Source organism: Deltaproteobacteria bacterium, from assembly GCA_016931625.1.
Taxonomy (GTDB): Bacteria; Myxococcota; XYA12-FULL-58-9; order XYA12-FULL-58-9; family JAFGEK01; genus JAFGEK01.
The window spans coordinates 1-15,536 of the sequence record JAFGEK010000018.1; the positions used below are offsets into that span (position 1 = coordinate 1).

A 15,536-nucleotide genomic window follows, 5' to 3' on the forward strand; every position below is an offset into this window, starting at 1 on the left:
ATTGCGATGGAGAAGGAAGTCCGCTTCGCTATTCGTGAAGGTGGGCGCACGGTGGGCGCTGGCGTTGTTGCAGAGATCATCGAGTAGCGGTCTTCCGCACGGAAATCGAGGCGTTTTCGATGAATCAGACCAAGATTCGTATTCGGCTTAAAGCCTATGACAGCAAAGTGCTTGACCAATCGGCGGGTGAAATCGTCGAAACGGCTAAGCGCACGGGAGCCAGAGTGGCTGGCCCGATACCGCTGCCAACAAAAATTCATCGGTACACGGTACTACGTGGACCTCACGTTGATAAAAAATCACGTGAACAATTTGAGATACGCACGCATAAGCGTTTGATGGACATTATTGATCCTACTCAACAAACACTTGATGCATTAATGAAACTCGACTTGTCCGCTGGTGTCGATGTCGAGATTAAGAGCTAACGGAGACGGCCATGCAAGTCGATGTATTAAACATCGAAAAGCAAAAAGTCGGTAGCATAGAGTTACCTGACGATATATTCGCCGTAGAGATAAGCGACGCGGTGGTGTGGGAGCAGATCAAAGCACAGCTTGCAAGTAGGCGGCGCGGCACTCACGCAACCAAAAAACGTGGCGAAGTCTCTGGCGGTGGTATTAAACCATATAAACAAAAAGGCACAGGAAGAGCTCGACAAGGTTCGAGTCGTGCCCCTAATCACGTTGGTGGTGGCAAGGTATTTGGCCCACAACCAAGAGATTATTCGTATCGATTGCCTCGTTCTGCACGCAAAGCCGCATTAAAAAGTGCTTTGACAATGAAAGCCAAAGAAGGTTTGGTTGTGATCGATAAAATTGATTTGGCAATACCAAAAACAAAAGAGTTAACCAGTATACTTGATCGGCTTGAGATTAAGAACGCACTTATTGTCGATAATGAAAATATCAATTTAAAGAAGTCAGCTAGAAATCTTGATTCAAATATTGAATATAAGAGCAAATATCTTTTACCCAATGCATTAAATGTATACGACATCATTGGGCATAAGAGTTTAGTATTAACCGAAAGTGCTCTGGCAGCGGTAATTGCTCGTGCTCGTGGTTTGAGCGAAACGAATGCAGGTGATAGATCATGAGACCTTGCGATATTCTCATTAGGCCTATAATCACCGAGCGTGCTACGGCCTTGAAAGATCGGTTTAACCAAGTGGTTTTTGAGGTTGCAAAAGCAGCCAATAAAAACCAAATCAGAGAAGCCGTTGAAGGTATCTATGGCGTAGGCGTATCAGCAGTACGTACAAGTATTGTACACGGAAAACTTAAACGTCGCGGTCGTAGTATTGGCAAACTTCCTAATTGGAAAAAAGCGGTTGTTACCCTAAAACAAGGTGACAATATCGACTTTTTCGCAACGGAGTAAGGCGATGGGTATCAGAGATTATAAACCAACATCGCCGAGTCGACGTGCGATGACAGTTTCAGATTTCAATGAGTTAACTCAATCTTCAAACAAGCCGGAGCGCAAGCTTACCAAAAGTCTACATAGACGTGCTGGCAGATCTACTAATGGTACTATTAGTGTTCGCTTTAAAGGTGGCGGTCATAAACGCCGCTACCGTATAATAGATTTTCGCAGAGAGAAAATCGATGTACCAGCTAAAGTAACCAGTATTGAATATGATCCAAATCGTTCAGCTCGTATTGCTTTACTAAATTATGCCGATGGTGAAAAACGTTATATCATTGCACCTGTAGGCCTTGAAAAAGGCGCGATGGTAATTTCTAGCGATAAGGCAGATATTAAGCCTGGAAATTGCTTGCCCTTATCAGCAATGCCGGCAGGTACAATGATTCATGCCATTGAACTCAAACCCGGCAAAGGTGCCCAAATAGTACGCTCTGCAGGTACCAGTGCACAATTAATGGCTCGCGAAGGTGGTTATGCACTACTTCGTTTGCCTTCTGGTGAATTGCGTAAAGTACAAGACAGCTGCAGAGCTTGCGTTGGTCAAGTTGGAAATATTGATCACGAAAACATAAATATTGGTAAAGCAGGAAGAACGCGATGGTTAGGCAAAACACCACATAATCGTGGTGTTACCATGAATCCGGTCGATCATCCTCTTGGTGGTGGTGAAGGTAAGAGCAAGGGTGGTCGTAATCCGGTAACTCCTTGGGGTAAACCTACTCGCGGTCAAAAAACACGTCGTAATAAAGCGACCGATAAATTTATCGTCGCACGACGTTCCAAGAAGAAGAAGAGAGGTTAAGCCATGGCCCGTAGCCTAAAAAAAGGCCCGTTTGTTGACTTGCATTTAATGAAAAAAGTCGAGGAAATGAATAAGGGTGGACAAAAGAAAGCGATAAAAACTTGGTCACGGCGCTCAACTATCGTTCCTGAATTTGTGGGACATACTTTTGCTGTGCATAACGGCAGAAAGTTCGTACCAGTATTTATCACTGAGAATATGGTTGACTATAAACTTGGCGAATTCTCCCCTACGCGTACTTTTCATGCGCATCCGGGTTTAAAGAAAGCCAAAGAGTCAAAGTAAAGAAGCAATGGATTTAGTTAAATTATCAGTTTGATGATTTAGCTTGGAGAAAGAAGATGTCTACTCGGCAACGCGAAAAAGCGGCAGCGAGGAAACAAAAGCGAACAGAGATGGGACCGCAAGCATCTTTGCGTCATTTGCGTATGGCTCCTCGTAAGGTTCGTTTAGTAATTGATATGATTCGCGGCAAACAAGTTGAAGACGCATTAAATATTTTAACGTTTTCAAAAAAATCAGCAGCTCGACCTGTGGCTAAACTGCTAAAGAGTGCTGTGGCAAATGCTGATGTTAAAGGTGGCTTCAATCTTGACCGTTTGCTGGTCGATACAGTTACAGTCGACGAAGGCCCAACTTTGCGACGATGGTTGCCGCGAGCAATGGGCAGAGCGACTCGTATTCATAAGCGTACTAGTCACGTCACGCTTATATTGGTCGAAGGAAAGTAAAGGGACGAACTCATGTATTGTTATATTAACTGTAACAAGCAGCGCCTGAGAGGATAAGGTTTTTTAATGGGTCAGAAAACACATCCAGTAGGTTTTCGCCTTGGTGTCATTCGTGGCTGGGATTCGAAATGGTACGAAGAGAGGCTATATTCGGCATGGTTACACGAAGACATTAAAATTCGAGATTATGTAAAACGTAAACTCTCGGGTGCAGGTATAAGCAAAGTCGAGATAGAACGAGCGGCTGCCAAAGTAAAAGTATCTATTTTTACACCAAGACCTGGCATCGTTATTGGTAAAAAGGGTGTCGGAATTGAGCAGCTCAAAAAAGAAATTCAGATCCTTACGGGAAGTGAAGTGTTTGTGAATATTCATGAAGTTCGTAAGGCTGAAATTGATGCTCAATTAGTTGCAGAAAATGTTGCTATGCAGCTAGAGAGACGTGTCGCTTTTAGACGAGCAATGAAAAAGGCTGTACAAACAGCATTAAAATTCGGCGCAAAAGGTATTCGTATTGCTTGTAAGGGTCGTCTCGGCGGCGCTGAAATGGCTCGTTATGAATGGTATCGCGATGGTCGTGTACCGTTGCATACTTTAAGAGCAGATATTGATTATGGATTGGCTGAGGCTCGCACGACTTACGGTGTGATCGGCGTTAAATGTTGGATTTTCAGAGGTGAAGTACTTCCAGGCACTTCAACATAAACAAAAAAGCCAAACAAGCATAGGAAGCTAAAGACATGTTGTCACCAGCGAAAATGAAGTATCGCAAACACCAAAAGGGCCGTATTCGCGGTACAGCGCTACGCGGCGGCAGCGTTTCTTTTGGTGAATGGGGTCTACAAGCGCTTGAAGCTGCTTTTCTGACACAACGCCAATTAGAAGCCGGTCGTATTGCTATGACTCGCCATATTAAACGAGGTGGTCGTATTTGGATACGAGTATTTCCTGATAAACCAATTACCTCAAAGCCAGCTGAAACACGTATGGGAAAAGGTAAGGGTAGTCCAGAATATTGGGTTGCAGTTATTAAGCCCGGTCGGATTTTATACGAAATGCAAGGTGTTACTGAAGAAATTGCCAAAGAAGCATTCCGCTTAGCATCGCATAAATTGCCATTCGCAACGCGTGTAATTCGTAGAGCGGATTAGGAGTAAGCTATGGCTAAAGCTAATCAGATAGCTGCCAAAGAGTTGCGCGAGCGCGGCAAAGCCGAACTCGAATCATTGTTGGTTAGCAAAACAGAAGAGCTGCAAAAAGTTCGATTCAAGCATGCGCTTGGACAATTACGAACAACTCATACTTTATTGGCGTTGCGGCGAGAGATCGCCCGTATCACCACAATTATGCATGAACAAAGCGTTAAACCGAGTTTAGATGCGAGTAAAGGAACATAAATTATGATTAGCGCTGACCCTACAAATAAAGAGCCAACGGCGCCTAAAGCCTCTCCCAAACTGAGGCAAGGTAAGGTTGTTAAGGCTAAGATGCAGAAAAGCGTAGTAGTAGAAGTAACTAGACGTGTTAAGCATCCAAAGTATGTGAAATATGTTAACGAACGAGCTTGCTATTTAGCTCATGATCAATCAGGCGAATGTAAAGCTGGAGATATAGTCATTATCGAAGAAACGCGACCAATCTCTAAGCTGAAGAGATGGCGTATCAAGGAGATTGTGCAGCGCGAGACGAGCGTTTAACCAAACGCTTATGGACGCGAAGCAGCTTTTTCGGTTTTATAGCCGTATATAGCTTAGCCTCGCGATAGGACGGAGTGAACAATGATTCAGATGCAGACAGTGCTCGATGTTGCTGATAACTCGGGTGCAAAAAAAGTCATGTGCATCAAGGTATTGGGAGGATCGAGACGACGATACGCCACTATTGGTGATATCATTGTCGTGGCGATTCGAGAAGCTCTCCCAAATGCAAAAGTTAAAAAAGGCGATGTAGCTCGTGCAGTTATTGTACGTACTGCTAAAGAAGTAAGGCGCGCTGATGGTAGCTACATTCGCTTTGATAACAATTCTGCGGTGTTGGTGTCTGCACAAGGTGAACCAGTAGGTACTCGTATCTTCGGTCCAGTTGCGCGAGAGCTTAGGCAGAAAAAATTTATGAAAATTATTTCACTTGCGCCGGAGGTATTGTGATGGCGCGTCATGTTCGTAAAGGTGATTTAGTTGCTGTTATAGCTGGTAAATACAAGGGTCAGCGAGGCAAGATCCTTGAAGTACTAGTTGATAAAGACCGAGTACGTATTGAAGGTATTGCTCCTATCAAACGGCATCTAAAAGCAGGTCGTGATCCAAAAATTCCCCAAGGTGGAATAATTGACAAATTTGGAACAGTACATATTTCGAATGTACTTCCAATCGATCCCCAAAGTAATAAACCAACACGTGTTGGTTATAAAAAGCTCGAGGATAATCGCAAAGTGCGTGTGGCACGCCGGAGCGGAGAAATTCTATCTGAGGCTAAGCAATAGCGAGATCTATTATGGCAAAGGACACTCAAAAAAAAGACGAAGCCGGTGCTAAATCTAAGGCTACAAGCAGCGCCAAAAGTGGTGGTGCTAAAAAAGCCAAAGGTGAAGCTGTAAAAGCCAAAGGCGCGGATAAAAAGCAGTCTAAATCTGCAAAGAGCGCTTCTCAACAGCCTGCAAGAGAAGCTCCACCACCGCGATTATTAATACGCTACCGCAATGAAATTGTGCCAAATCTTGTCAAAGAACATGGCTACAAGAATGTTATGCAAGTACCGCGTATTACCAAAGTTACAATAAATATGGGCCTTGGTGAAGCAGTTAGTAATCCCAATGCGGTAACTACCTCAGTTGAGGAATTAGGACAGATTGCAGGTCAAAAAGCAGTAGTAACGAGAGCGCGAAAATCGATTTCTAATTTCAAGTTACGTGTTGGTCTTTCTATCGGATGTATGGTTACCTTACGTAACGCTCGCATGTGGGAGTTTTTAGATCGCTTAATGAATATCGCGATACCACGTGTACGTGACTTTAAAGGCGTTAGTGGTCGTGCATTTGATGGCAGGGGAAATTATTCGCTTGGTATTCGTGAGCAAATAATTTTTCCAGAAATTAATTATGACAAAGTAGATAAGGTGAGAGGCATGAACATCACTATTACTACTACTGCAAAAAACGATAAAGAAGGTAAGGCATTGCTAAAACATCTTGGCATGCCTTTCCGTAACTAAAGCGTAGGGTAAAGAGGAAACCATGGCGAAAACATCAAAAATGGTGATGGCAACACGCAAACCTAAGTTTAAGGTTCGCGGTCACTCACGCTGCCCTTTGTGTGGAAGACCACGTGCATATTTGCGCAAATTTAATATGTGTCGTATTTGTTTCCGCAATCGTGCACTAGGTGGCGAAATACCAGGGGTTATAAAAGCTAGTTGGTAGTTCACAAACTTGCACAATGAATATTTAAGGAAATGGTCCCGCAGCAGGTCGACACGGGCGAAACGGTTGTGGTGACTTTAAAGGAGAGAAAATTATGCATAGTGACCCGGTATCAGATATGTTGACGCGTATTCGTAATGGTGGAAGAGCTCGTCATGAACGAATCGATATATCATTTTCATCATTGAAACTACGTATTGCTGAAGTTTTAAAACAAGAAGGTTTCATTGAAGACTTTCGCAGTATTTCTGGAAAAACGCCTGGGCAAGGTGTCATTGAAATCGAGCTAAAATATGACTACTTAAGAGCTCCGGTGATTATTGGTCTTAAGCGTGTATCACACCCAAGTGCTCGTCAGTATTTAGGAGTTGCTGATCTGAATAAGGTTCGTAACGGCCTTGGTATTCTTATCCTGACTACACCCAAAGGGGTCATGACTGATCGTGCTGCACGTCAAGCGCGGGTCGGTGGTGAAGTACTCTGTGCTGTTTGGTAGCTTTAAGCATAACGCACGATTAGCGAGAAAGGCTATAGGTTAAGTCATGTCACGCATTGGACGCAAGCCGGTACAAGTACCGGATAAGGTTAAAATTGAATTAAAAGATAAAGTACTTCATGTTGAAGGACCGTTGGGCAAACTTGATGCGATTATTCCAGCTGGTATGTCAGTAAAAGTTGAGAATGGAGAAGCTAAAGTTAGCAGACCTGATGATGCTCGTAATAATCGTGGTTATCAAGGTTTAGTTCGTGCTTTGTTGCAGAATATGGTTATTGGTGTAACCAAAGGTTATGAGCGCGGTTTAGAAATTAACGGTGTCGGTTATAAAGCTGAATTAAAAGGCGATACTGTAACTTTTATATTAGGGTACACTCATTCTATAGAGCTAAAGATACCTAAAGGAATTGAATGTATCGTTGACAAAGCTCAAACTAAGGTAACTATCAAAGGTATTGATAAGCAATTAGTTGGGCAAATTGCCGCTCAGATAAGAAGCTATAAAAAACCCGAACCATATCAAGGCAAGGGTGTTAAGTATGCTGGCGAGGTGATTCGTCGTAAGGTTGGTAAGACCGGGGCGAAGTAGTAGTTAGTAACTGCGTTGCGAGGCGTGCGTGAATAAAGTGCGCATATCCTGAATATAGCGTGGTGAATAGGAGATAGGCGATGGGTATTGGTAGGAAGCTCGTGGGACGTGAACGTCGTCACGTGCGCATCCGCAAGAAGGTGTTTGGAACTAGTGAACGTCCACGGTTCAATATTTTCCGAAGCGCCAAACATATTTATGCTCAAATTATCGATGATGTTAATGGAAATACTTTAGTTTCGTCATCGACAATGTCAAAAAGCCTTCGTGGACAAGTGACTGGTAAAAAGGTTGAGCAAGCCAAGGCAATAGGAATGGCTGTTGCAGAGGCTTGCAAAGCAAAGAACATAGAGACCGTCGTTTTCGATCGCGGCGGATATCGTTACCATGGCCGCGTTAAAGCGATTGCCGAAGGTGCCCGCGAGGGCGGCCTTAAGTTCTGAGGAGTGCCTTTCTATGGCCGAGAGAACTAACAAAATGTCTGGACCTAGTGATGAGCGTGGTGAGGGCGAGATCGTTGATCGACTCGTGCATCTCAATCGTGTTGCTAAAGTTGTCAAAGGTGGCCGTCGTTTTTCCTTTAGTGCATTAGTCGTTGCCGGTGACAGCAATGGAAAAGTTGGGGCTGGTTTAGGAAAAGCTAACGAAGTACCTGAGGCTATTCGTAAAGGTTTCGAACAAGCTAAGAAAAATATGTTTGCTGTACCTATTAGTAATGGTTCGATTCCTCATGAAGTAATAGGGACTTATGGGGCTGGCCAAGTTGTATTACGTCCAGCTTCAGAAGGTACTGGTGTTATTGCTGGTGGTGCGGTGCGCGCAGTTGTGGAATCAGCCGGAATTCGTAATGTCTTGTCAAAAAGTATTGGCAGCAGAAATCCACATAATGTTGTTAAAGCAACAATTGATGCACTTAAACAGCTACGGTCTATAGAAGAAACTGCTAAGCGGCGTGGCCTTAATGTAGAAGTGTTACAAAGCAAAAGTGCGGCGCAGGCCTAGTTTAGGTGCTCGGATGTAACTTCTGTTAGAGCACGGCTATAAGGAGGATAATTATGGGTGCAATGAGACATTTTGAAGTAAAGCTCAAGCGCTCTGCTTATCATTGGCCAAAAAGCCAATGCGAGACATTAAAAACTTTAGGTCTCACTAAATTTGGTAAAACAGTATATCTCAAAGACACCCCAGCAGTTCGGGGAATTTTATATAAGGTGGTTCATGCTATAGAGGTAGCAGCTCATGATGGACCACCACCAAAATCTCATCGCCAACAGCGATTAAGAGGGTGTACCTAAATGTCTCCCGTCGATCTTCACAAAATCCACTACTTATGGCTCACGTACTCGCAAAATTCTGCTTGCGACTTGCCACTAGCAAGCCTCAGCATGATTTTCCTGCGCGCACGGTCCTCGTTACGTGGCTTTTGTGAATCTCTCAGTCCAACTTTTAGGTACACCCCCTAGAAGGTTGCAACCGTTTAAGGTGTAAAGGAGTAAGCGAGAATGCGACTCGATAATCTCTCGGCGCCAGTAGGCGCTAACAAAAAACGTAAACGTGTAGGTCGTGGCGAGAGTTCAGGTTACGGAAAAACCGCAGGACGTGGTGGCAAAGGACAAACCGCGCGTACTGGCAAAGGCAAACCAGGTCGTGGCTTTGAAGGTGGTCAAATGCCCATGTACCGTCGTATGCCAAAACGTGGATTTATTCCTCCGTTTGCTAAAAGATGGATTGAGATCAATATCGATATGTTATCTGCCTATTTTAAAAGTGGCGATAATGTTGATATTACCAAGGTAGTAAATGCTGGCTTAGCTAGCAAAAATGCTGATGGATTAAGAGTTATTGGTAGAGGTGATTTAGGCCATGCTCTTACTGTTACAGCAAACCATTTTAGTGCTACCGCTAAACAGAAAATTGAGGCAGTAGGCGGACAGGCAATAGAGTTACCCCCAAAAGTAAAGTTTATGCGTTCCAAGCATACTAAAAATAGCAAAGCCTAAAGCTCTCAACTATGACTCAAAAGGAGTCTGTTTACGAAAATTAGATTAATAATAAAGTGAAGCAAAAATGAAGACAGCAAAGGTCAAGCTCAATTAGCTAACTTGCGACGTCAGTATTGCGTCGGGGAGTTGAAAAAGTGGCATCAGGATTCTGGAACATAGGCAAAGTACCAGAGCTGCGCAAGCGCATTCTTTATACCGTTGCAATACTTGCAATATATCGAATCGGGATTTTCATTTCGGTTCCAGGAGTTAATCGAGTCGAATTAGGAAAAGCCTTCAAGCAGTTAGAAGGTACCCTATTTGGCTTCATTAACATGTTTTCAGGAGGCGCATTCGAGCAAGCAAGTATATTTGCTTTAGGGATTATGCCTTATATTTCAACTTCGATTATTATGCAGCTTTTAACTGTTGTTATTCCGACATTAGAAAGACTGCAGAAAGAAGGCGAACAAGGCCGTCGTAAAATAAATCAATATACAAGGTACGGTACTATTATATTATCTATAATTCAGGGTTCAACTATCGCTAGTTATTTATCAAATAATCCATCGGGATTACAGGTTGTCAATGAGCCAGGTGCAAGTTTTTATCTCATCACTATTCTTACTCTAACGGCCGGTACGGTTTTCATTATGTGGCTTGGTGAGCAAATCACTGAGAGAGGAATAGGTAATGGTATTTCTTTAATAATTTTTGCCGGTATCGTGGCGCAGTTACCATCAGGTGTTGTTAACACATGGGAATATCTACAAGGGAATATTATTCAGCCTGTAACGATGATGTTTGTCTTGGGTATTATCTTATTAGTAATAGCGATAATTATATTTTTTGAACAAGCTCAACGACGTATACCAGTGCAATATGCAAAAAGACTTGTAGGTAAACATACATACGCTGGGCAATCTACACATTTGCCACTTAAAGTTAATGCTTCAGGGGTTATTCCGCCAATATTCGCATCTACATTGCTAACATTACCAGCTACGTTAGCTAATTTTATACCGGGAGGGTATTTAGACAAGGTTCAAGAGTTCTTTCGTATGGATGCATGGTTTTACAATACGGCATACGTACTCTTAATTATTTTCTTTTGTTACTTTTATACCGCCATTACTTTTAACCCAGTTGACGTAGCAGATAACATGAAAAAATATGGCGGGTATATTCCAGGAATAAGGCCAGGTAAAAAAACTGCTGAATATATTGATTTTGTCTTATCTCGTATTACATTCGGTGGAGCTTTATATTTGTCGGCAGTCGCAGTATTACCAACAATTTTAATTAGTACATTTAAGGTGCCATTTTATTTTGGTGGTACTGGTTTACTAATCGTTGTTGGTGTAGCACTTGATACTGTGCGACAGATCGAAAGTCATCTGATCACTCGTCATTATGATGGTTTTGCTGGTTCACGTGGCCCACGTATTCGTGGCCGTCGTTAATCTCAAATATAAATTGTTTGCAAGATTAGCCGCACAAATAATCTAGCCATTGTTTTTTGTAAGTATATCATTTTAAAATAATCTGCACAAAAGTTTATCTGGCTTTAGGAGAATAATGTGAAACGTAGCCGACGTGAAATAATATTAAAATCTCCTCGTGAAATTGAAATAATGCGTGTGGCTAATATTCATGTTGCAGAAATTCTTAACTTAATGTTTGAAGCAATTACACCTGGTATTTCAACTTGGGAAATCGATCGTATTGCTAGAACTGCACTTAAAAAGCGGGGATTACGAAGCCCGTTTTTAGGATATCATGGATTTCCTGCTGTAGCTTGTATATCTATAAATGAAGAAATTGTGCACGGAATACCTAAAAAAAGTCGTTTATTAAAAGATGGAGATATTGTTAGTATTGATTTTGGTGTGGTCTATGATGGATATGTTGGTGATAGCGCTAAAACAGTACCTGTTGGAACGGTTAGTCAAGAAGCTCAGAGATTAATGCAGGTAACTCAAGAATCATTGGAATTAGCTATTGAGAAATGTACTCCAGAATGTCGTTTATCCGATATTGGTTTAGTTGTAGAGAAACATGCCACCCAAAATTCAATGAGTGTTATACGCGATTTTGTGGGTCATGGCGTGGGTACAAAAATGCACGAAGACCCTCAAGTTCCAAATTACTATGATGGTCCTAAACCAAGAATGCGACCAGGAATGGTTATAGCTATCGAACCGATGCTATCTCTTGGAAAACATGAAATAAAAATATTAGAAGACGGTTGGACTGCCATAACGAAAGATTATAGCTTATCGGCTCATTTTGAACACTCGATTGCGATTACTGATGGCGATCCCATTGTTTTAAGCCGATTGTAAAGAGAGAGGGTTTTTACCTTGCCAAGACTTGTATGCGCATGTTAGAAGCCGCGTTCCGTTTTAACTTTGTACTAGTTAGACGAGAAAATGTATTTCTCAAATAAGTTACGAAGTTAACAATGGTTAAATTAACGAGTTGAAAATTAACGATATTTTTTAGCGTTGGTTTTCGAAAAGAAAGGGAATTGTAGGCACTGTATGGCTAAGGCCGATACGATCGAAACCGAGGGCACTGTGATTGAGCCATTACCAAATGCAATGTTTCGCGTTGCGTTAGCTAATGGTCATAAACTGTTATGTCACATTTCCGGTAAAATGCGTATGCATTTCATAAAAATATTACCTGGAGATAAGGTTACGGTTGAGTTGTCTCCATACGACCTAACAAGAGGTCGGATCACCTATCGAGCAAAGTGAGTGATCATGAAGGTTCGAGCATCAGTTCGTAAAATTTGTGCAAAATGCAAAGTTATTCGACGTAAAGGTTTAGTACGAATTATTTGTACCAACCCTCGTCATAAACAACGTCAAGGCTAGAGGGTATACCCTTTAAAGAAAGGCAGCGGTCACTATGGCGCGCATAAGCGGTGTCGACTTACCGCGTAACAAGAGAGTTGAAATCGCCCTGACGTACATATTCGGGGTTGGAAGAAAACTCGCAAAAGACATCATTCAAGCTGCTGGTGTTGATCCGGTAACTCGTACAGACAATCTTACCGAAGGTGAGGTTGCAAAACTGCGTGAGATTATTGAGCGTAATTACAAGGTTGAAGGCGATTTACGTCGTGAAATATCGATGAATATCAATCGTCTTATGGACCTTGGTTGTTATCGCGGATTGAGACATCGCAAAGGTTTACCGGTTCGTGGGCAAAGAACTCATACGAATTCTAGAACCCGAAAAGGGCCAAAACGCATGGTACATCGTGGTGGCTCAACTGCAACTGCAAGATGATCAAGGTCTAAGAGGCTAAACGATGGCAACAGCTTCGGGCAGAACTGCCAAGAAGGTTAAGAAAAACATACCAACAGGTATGGCTTTTATTCAGGCAACTTTTAACAATACTATGGTTACCATTACTGATTCACAAGGTAATGTGCTTTCATGGTGTAGTGCTGGCGCAAAGGGTTTTCGTGGTTCACGAAAGTCAACCCCATTTGCCGCACAAATTGCTGCACAAGATGCAGCTGAGAAAGCTGCCGAGCATGGTGTAAGATCCGTTGGTGTACTTGTTAGGGGGCCTGGTGCTGGCCGAGAGGCAGCAGTTAGAGCTCTGCAATCAGCCGGTATGAATATTACCATGATACGTGATATTACACCGGTGCCACATAATGGTTGTCGTCCTCCAAAGAAACGGCGCGTTTGATCCTTTAGGAAGATTAGATATGGCTCGATACACTGATTCAGCGTGCCGACTTTGTCGGCGTGAAAATTTGAAGCTCTTCTTAAAAGGAGAGCGTTGTTACACCGAAAAGTGTGCGGTTGAAAGGCGACCTTATCCTCCTGGTCAACAAGGTCAGGGTCGCCATAAATTTTCTGAATATGGTATTCAGTTGCGTGAAAAGCAAAAAGTTCGCCGTATTTATGGAATTCTCGAACGCCAATTCCAGCATTATTACGAAAAGGCGGCGAGAAAGAAAGGAATCACCGGCGAGCAACTGTTGCAAATATTAGAAAGTCGTCTTGATAATGTTGTTTATCGTTTAGGTTTTGCCGCTTCTCGTACTGAAGCACGTCTGTTAGTGCGTCATGGTCACGTAACCGTGAATGGTCATCGGGTTACTGTGCCAGCTTATGAGGTTACTACTGGGACAACCATTACTGTACGTGAAGCTTCAAGACAGATTGGCCGCGTAGCTGAAGCATTAGCTAATGTTGAAAAGCGTGGTGTACCAGATTGGTTAGAACTCGACGCAAAGAATTTTTCTGGCAGCGTTAAGGCTATGCCTGCTCGTGAGCACATTACGATGCCGATACAAGAGCAGCTTATTGTCGAGCTCTATTCGAAATAATCTCTGAAGGAGCAAGGAACTCACATGCATCGCAACTGGCGCGATTTGATCCGTCCAAAGAATCTCATCGTAGATCGGGAATCTTTTACTGACAGTTATGGTAAGTTCTTTGCCGAACCATTAGAACGTGGATTCGGAGTAACTTTAGGTAATGCCCTGCGACGTGTATTACTATCATCGCTACAAGGGGCAGCGGTGTCTGCAGTACGTATTGATGGTGCACTGCATGAATTTACGACTATTCCGGATGTCACGGAAGATGTCACTGACATTGTTTTGGCGCTAAAAGAAGTACGCTGCAAAACACGCGTCAATGAGCCACGCATTCTACGTATTGATTTGCGAGCCTCTGAAAGAGAGGAGGTCGAAGTCACCGCTAAAGATCTATTAGGCGACGACGCTGTCGAAATTCTAAATCCCGATCACCATATTTGTACAATTGCTGCAGGTGGCCGTTTGGCTATGGAAGTAATGGTACGACGTGGTCGCGGTTATGTATCGGCAGATCGTAATAAAGCACCTAATATGGCGGTAGGTTGGATTCCTATTGATTCATTGTTTTCGCCAGTTCATAAAGTTATATTTAATGTAACAAATGCACGTGTTGGGCAGGTTACAGATTACGATAAATTGACACTTGAAATTTGGACAGATGGCTCAGTTGTACCGGATGATGCTGTAGCACTTGCTGCTAAAATTCTAAAAGAGCAATTAACGGTATTTATTAACTTCGAAGAAGAACAAGAATTTACTCTTCCAGAAGAGAAGCCAGCAGAAACTAAGCTAAACGACAATCTATTGCGTTCAGTTGATGAACTTGATTTATCAGTGCGAGCTGAGAATTGTCTGCAGGCCGCTAATATTAAATTTATTGGCGATTTAGTGCAGAAATCAGAAGCTGAAATGCTTAAAACTAAAAACTTTGGTCGCAAATCTCTAAAAGAAATTAAAGAAGTATTAGCGGATATGGGCCTTTCGTTGGGTATGAGGTTAGATAACTGGCCTCCAAAAGAGATTAAACGTTAAATTATTGATATCAGCATGGATTGCTGTTTCAAATGCGATGAACGACGATAGAGGTAATTAGTCATGCGTCATCAAAAAGCTACAAAAAAACTTGGTCGCAATAGTAGCCACCGCAGTTCTCTTTTAAGTAATCTTGCAATGGCATTATTTCGACATGAACGAATTGAGACTACTGAAGTAAAAGCAAAAGCATTACGTTCCTATGCTGAAAAGCTTATTACTTTAGGAAAACGCGGTGATTTGCATGCCAGACGTTTGGCTGCTCGTAATGTTCATGACCATGAAATTTTACAAAAACTATTTAGTGAAATTGGACCACGTTTTAAAGAGCGTCAAGGTGGATATACCCGAGTATTGAAGACTGGTACTAGACGTGGTGATGCAGCCGATCTTGCATTCATTGAATTAGTTGATTTTGCTGGTAAAAAAGAAACAACTAGTAGCGATAAAGCATCTAGTGAATCAAAGTAAATTTATACTTCTTTCTTACGTTAAGTTAAGTTACTAATAAATAAATATAAAAACTCTCTGCTGCTAACTTAATGTCATTTGAGTATCTAAATATTTATGTATTTAGGTGTGCTCTCCAATGGAACAATCAACATTTGTTTCTTTTATGCTATCTTACGGTGCTAGCCTGGTACGCAGCTAACTAGTTACAATTAATTATAAAAAGCTAAATTAGCTAAACATCCTTTGTAAA

30 protein-coding genes are annotated in these 15,536 nt (G+C 42.3%); all 30 read left to right on the forward strand.

Going from position 1 to position 15,536, the window contains the following annotated elements:
- Window positions 1-87 (forward strand): elongation factor Tu (locus JW841_01090; protein ID MBN1959513.1); only part of this gene is annotated, 87 nt, incomplete at its 5' end.
- A 32-nt stretch (window positions 88-119) separates the two neighbouring features.
- On the forward strand, window positions 120-428 hold the full coding sequence (gene rpsJ, locus JW841_01095) for a 30S ribosomal protein S10 (protein ID MBN1959514.1): 309 nt from the start codon (window positions 120-122) through the stop codon (window positions 426-428).
- A gap of 11 nt (window positions 429-439) precedes the next feature.
- Window positions 440-1,099 (forward strand): 50S ribosomal protein L4, encoded by a 660-nt coding sequence (rplD, locus tag JW841_01100; GenBank protein MBN1959515.1) that lies wholly within the window; start codon window positions 440-442, stop codon window positions 1,097-1,099.
- Window positions 1,096-1,383, forward strand: coding sequence for a 50S ribosomal protein L23 (gene rplW, locus JW841_01105; protein MBN1959516.1), 288 nt, complete (start codon window positions 1,096-1,098; stop codon window positions 1,381-1,383). Before rplD ends, rplW begins: the two co-directional genes overlap by 4 nt.
- 4 nt (window positions 1,384-1,387) lie before the next feature.
- Window positions 1,388-2,233 carry a 50S ribosomal protein L2 gene (rplB, locus tag JW841_01110; GenBank protein ID MBN1959517.1) on the forward strand — a complete coding sequence of 282 codons (846 nt, stop codon included), beginning with the start codon at window positions 1,388-1,390 and terminating at the stop codon, window positions 2,231-2,233.
- Window positions 2,234-2,236: 3 nt separating this feature from the next.
- Window positions 2,237-2,518, forward strand: a complete 282-nt coding sequence (rpsS, locus tag JW841_01115) for a 30S ribosomal protein S19 (GenBank protein ID MBN1959518.1) — start codon at window positions 2,237-2,239, stop codon at window positions 2,516-2,518.
- 110 nt (window positions 2,519-2,628) lie between these two features.
- Window positions 2,629-2,964 carry a 50S ribosomal protein L22 gene (gene rplV / locus JW841_01120; GenBank protein MBN1959519.1) on the forward strand — a complete coding sequence of 112 codons (336 nt, stop codon included), beginning with the start codon at window positions 2,629-2,631 and terminating at the stop codon, window positions 2,962-2,964.
- A gap of 66 nt (window positions 2,965-3,030) precedes the next feature.
- Window positions 3,031-3,669: a 30S ribosomal protein S3 gene (gene rpsC / locus JW841_01125; protein ID MBN1959520.1), complete on the forward strand. Its 639-nt coding sequence runs from the start codon at window positions 3,031-3,033 to the stop codon at window positions 3,667-3,669.
- 35 nt (window positions 3,670-3,704) lie between these two features.
- Window positions 3,705-4,115 (forward strand): 50S ribosomal protein L16, encoded by a 411-nt coding sequence (gene rplP / locus JW841_01130; protein ID MBN1959521.1) that lies wholly within the window; start codon window positions 3,705-3,707, stop codon window positions 4,113-4,115.
- 9 nt (window positions 4,116-4,124) lie between these two features.
- Complete coding sequence (gene rpmC / locus JW841_01135) at window positions 4,125-4,361, forward strand: 50S ribosomal protein L29 (GenBank protein MBN1959522.1); 237 nt, start codon at window positions 4,125-4,127, stop codon at window positions 4,359-4,361.
- 3 nt (window positions 4,362-4,364) lie between these two features.
- The gene (rpsQ, locus tag JW841_01140) at window positions 4,365-4,661 is read left to right on the forward strand and encodes a 30S ribosomal protein S17 (GenBank protein ID MBN1959523.1); all 297 of its coding nucleotides are present in this window, start codon (window positions 4,365-4,367) and stop codon (window positions 4,659-4,661) included.
- A gap of 81 nt (window positions 4,662-4,742) precedes the next feature.
- Window positions 4,743-5,111, forward strand: a complete 369-nt coding sequence (rplN, locus tag JW841_01145; GenBank protein MBN1959524.1) for a 50S ribosomal protein L14 — start codon at window positions 4,743-4,745, stop codon at window positions 5,109-5,111.
- Entirely contained in the window at window positions 5,111-5,446 is a 336-nt protein-coding gene (gene rplX, locus JW841_01150; protein ID MBN1959525.1) for a 50S ribosomal protein L24, read from the forward strand. Before rplN ends, rplX begins: the two co-directional genes overlap by 1 nt.
- A gap of 11 nt (window positions 5,447-5,457) precedes the next feature.
- Window positions 5,458-6,174, forward strand: coding sequence for a 50S ribosomal protein L5 (gene rplE, locus JW841_01155; protein MBN1959526.1), 717 nt, complete (start codon window positions 5,458-5,460; stop codon window positions 6,172-6,174).
- Window positions 6,175-6,196: 22 nt separating this feature from the next.
- Window positions 6,197-6,382 (forward strand): type Z 30S ribosomal protein S14, encoded by a 186-nt coding sequence (locus JW841_01160; GenBank protein ID MBN1959527.1) that lies wholly within the window; start codon window positions 6,197-6,199, stop codon window positions 6,380-6,382.
- Between the two features lie 91 nt (window positions 6,383-6,473).
- Window positions 6,474-6,878 (forward strand): 30S ribosomal protein S8, encoded by a 405-nt coding sequence (gene rpsH / locus JW841_01165; GenBank protein MBN1959528.1) that lies wholly within the window; start codon window positions 6,474-6,476, stop codon window positions 6,876-6,878.
- A gap of 46 nt (window positions 6,879-6,924) precedes the next feature.
- Window positions 6,925-7,467: a 50S ribosomal protein L6 gene (gene rplF, locus JW841_01170; protein ID MBN1959529.1), complete on the forward strand. Its 543-nt coding sequence runs from the start codon at window positions 6,925-6,927 to the stop codon at window positions 7,465-7,467.
- 80 nt (window positions 7,468-7,547) lie between these two features.
- On the forward strand, window positions 7,548-7,910 hold the full coding sequence (gene rplR / locus JW841_01175; GenBank protein MBN1959530.1) for a 50S ribosomal protein L18: 363 nt from the start codon (window positions 7,548-7,550) through the stop codon (window positions 7,908-7,910).
- A 34-nt stretch (window positions 7,911-7,944) separates the two neighbouring features.
- Window positions 7,945-8,469: a 30S ribosomal protein S5 gene (gene rpsE, locus JW841_01180; GenBank protein MBN1959531.1), complete on the forward strand. Its 525-nt coding sequence runs from the start codon at window positions 7,945-7,947 to the stop codon at window positions 8,467-8,469.
- A gap of 62 nt (window positions 8,470-8,531) precedes the next feature.
- On the forward strand, window positions 8,532-8,762 hold the full coding sequence (rpmD, locus tag JW841_01185; protein MBN1959532.1) for a 50S ribosomal protein L30: 231 nt from the start codon (window positions 8,532-8,534) through the stop codon (window positions 8,760-8,762).
- Window positions 8,763-8,969: 207 nt separating this feature from the next.
- Complete coding sequence (gene rplO / locus JW841_01190) at window positions 8,970-9,467, forward strand: 50S ribosomal protein L15 (protein ID MBN1959533.1); 498 nt, start codon at window positions 8,970-8,972, stop codon at window positions 9,465-9,467.
- A gap of 137 nt (window positions 9,468-9,604) precedes the next feature.
- Window positions 9,605-10,912 (forward strand): preprotein translocase subunit SecY, encoded by a 1,308-nt coding sequence (gene secY / locus JW841_01195; protein ID MBN1959534.1) that lies wholly within the window; start codon window positions 9,605-9,607, stop codon window positions 10,910-10,912.
- 171 nt (window positions 10,913-11,083) lie between these two features.
- Window positions 11,084-11,794: a type I methionyl aminopeptidase gene (map, locus tag JW841_01200; protein MBN1959535.1), complete on the forward strand. Its 711-nt coding sequence runs from the start codon at window positions 11,084-11,086 to the stop codon at window positions 11,792-11,794.
- Between the two features lie 198 nt (window positions 11,795-11,992).
- Window positions 11,993-12,211: a translation initiation factor IF-1 gene (gene infA, locus JW841_01205; protein MBN1959536.1), complete on the forward strand. Its 219-nt coding sequence runs from the start codon at window positions 11,993-11,995 to the stop codon at window positions 12,209-12,211.
- Between the two features lie 6 nt (window positions 12,212-12,217).
- Window positions 12,218-12,331: a 50S ribosomal protein L36 gene (rpmJ, locus tag JW841_01210; protein ID MBN1959537.1), complete on the forward strand. Its 114-nt coding sequence runs from the start codon at window positions 12,218-12,220 to the stop codon at window positions 12,329-12,331.
- 34 nt (window positions 12,332-12,365) lie between these two features.
- Window positions 12,366-12,749, forward strand: coding sequence for a 30S ribosomal protein S13 (gene rpsM, locus JW841_01215; protein ID MBN1959538.1), 384 nt, complete (start codon window positions 12,366-12,368; stop codon window positions 12,747-12,749).
- A gap of 22 nt (window positions 12,750-12,771) precedes the next feature.
- Window positions 12,772-13,161 carry a 30S ribosomal protein S11 gene (gene rpsK / locus JW841_01220; protein MBN1959539.1) on the forward strand — a complete coding sequence of 130 codons (390 nt, stop codon included), beginning with the start codon at window positions 12,772-12,774 and terminating at the stop codon, window positions 13,159-13,161.
- Between the two features lie 19 nt (window positions 13,162-13,180).
- Window positions 13,181-13,807, forward strand: coding sequence for a 30S ribosomal protein S4 (gene rpsD / locus JW841_01225; protein MBN1959540.1), 627 nt, complete (start codon window positions 13,181-13,183; stop codon window positions 13,805-13,807).
- A gap of 24 nt (window positions 13,808-13,831) precedes the next feature.
- Window positions 13,832-14,833 carry a DNA-directed RNA polymerase subunit alpha gene (locus tag JW841_01230; GenBank protein ID MBN1959541.1) on the forward strand — a complete coding sequence of 334 codons (1,002 nt, stop codon included), beginning with the start codon at window positions 13,832-13,834 and terminating at the stop codon, window positions 14,831-14,833.
- 63 nt (window positions 14,834-14,896) lie between these two features.
- Complete coding sequence (rplQ, locus tag JW841_01235) at window positions 14,897-15,304, forward strand: 50S ribosomal protein L17 (GenBank protein MBN1959542.1); 408 nt, start codon at window positions 14,897-14,899, stop codon at window positions 15,302-15,304.
- Window positions 15,305-15,536 lie beyond the last annotated feature (232 nt).